Consider the following 1,574-nt stretch of genomic DNA (forward strand, 5'->3'; position numbering starts at 1 on the left):
GTTGATGCCGTGTAGCGAAAAACGCGCACGGCTGCTGCTGGAGCGTGGCCGGGCGGTGGTGGTGAATCTGACCCCTTTTGTGATCCGCCTGCGTGATCGGTGCCTGAGTGACTGCGCCTTGCAGCCGACGTTGCTGGGCATTGATCCGGGCAGCAAGGAAACCGGGCTGGCGCTGATGCGTCTGGAAGAAAACGCGACGGACGAGCAAGCCCCGGCAACCCGCCATGTGCTTTGCCTGTTTCAGTTGGTGCATCGGGGCTTCCAGATTCGCCAAGCCTTGGAGCAACGTGCCGGTTTTCGGCGTCGGCGTCGCAGCAAGAATCTGCGTTATCGTCAGCCGCGTTTTGATAACCGCACGCGCAAGAAGGGCTGGCTACCACCCAGCCTGCAACACCGAGTCGATACCACCATGGCCTGGGTGGACAAGCTGTGCCGTTGGGCACCCGTGACTCACCTGAGCATGGAGCTGGTGCGCTTTGATCTACAGAAGATGGAAAACCCGGAAATTTCCGGCATTGAGTATCAACAAGGCACGCTCCTGGGCTATGAGGTGCGTGAATACCTGCTGGAAAAATGGGGGCGTGAGTGTGCCTATTGCGGCACCGGTGATACACCGCTGGAGATCGAGCATGTGGTAGCGAAATCTCGGAACGGCTCTAGCCGGGTGGCCAACCTGACCGTCGCCTGTCACGACTGCAACCAGGCCAAGGACAGCCAGTGGCTTGCTGATTTCTTTGCCACCAACAAGGGACTCAAGAAACGCCTCAAAGCCAATGGCTTGTCGGCAGACGTCCGCCTTGAGCACGTCCAGCGCCAGCTCAAATTACCGCTGCTGGATGCCGCTGCCGTCAACGCCACCCGCTGGGCGTTGTATGGTTCCCTGAAAACCACCGGCCTGCCGGTCACCGTGGGCAGTGGCGGTCGCACCAAGTACAACCGTCAGCGGCTGGGTATTCCCAAAACCCATGCGCTGGATGCGGCCTGTGTCGGCAAGTTCGACACCCTGAAAGGCTGGCGGGTACCCACCCAGGTCATCAAGGCCATGGGGCGCGGCAGTTATCAGCGCACCCGGCTCGACAAGTACGGCTTCCCACGGGGCTACCTGATGCGCCAAAAGCAAGTGCAGGGCTTTCAGACCGGCGATAGGGTCAGGGCGATTGTCCCGGCCGGCAAGAAGGCCGGGACACATACAGGTCGCGTGGCCATCCGCAAGACCGGCAGTTTCAATATTCAGACCGAACAGGGCGCGGTCCAGGGTATCTCCTGGCGCTACTGCACCCTGCTGCAACGCGGTGATGGCTACGGCTATCACCCACTACCGTAACTATTTAGCAGGTTCCAGGCTGTACTCGCCAACCTGTTATTTCTTCTGGCATAGTATCGACATTCGGCAACTTGATCTTCAGATAACATGACCATCAGCGATATCAACGTCGACGAAGCCCTGGAACGCGTCAGGCAGCAGCTCAAGGAAGATCGTACGGTCTCACCTTCGCTGCGTGCTGCCATCGACGTGCTGATGCTGCTGGTCAAGTTGATGGCGGATCGGTTGGCGACCAGCAGTCGTAACAGCA

Annotated in this window: 1 protein-coding gene and 1 pseudogene; both read left to right on the forward strand. The window is 59.5% G+C overall.

Annotated elements, in window-relative coordinates; all coding sequences use genetic code 11:
• The first annotated feature begins 1 nt into the window (after position 1).
• Complete coding sequence (gene iscB, locus DU506_RS20515; RefSeq protein ID WP_235825854.1) at positions 2–1,324, forward strand: RNA-guided endonuclease IscB; 1,323 nt, start codon at positions 2–4, stop codon at positions 1,322–1,324.
• An 87-nt stretch (positions 1,325–1,411) separates the two neighbouring features.
• Positions 1,412–1,574 (forward strand): annotated as a pseudogene (locus DU506_RS22915) (IS66 family transposase); the annotation flags it as partial.

It is taken from the genome of Vreelandella rituensis, from assembly GCF_003336665.1.
In the GTDB taxonomy this organism is placed as follows: Bacteria; Pseudomonadota; Gammaproteobacteria; order Pseudomonadales; family Halomonadaceae; genus Vreelandella; species Vreelandella rituensis.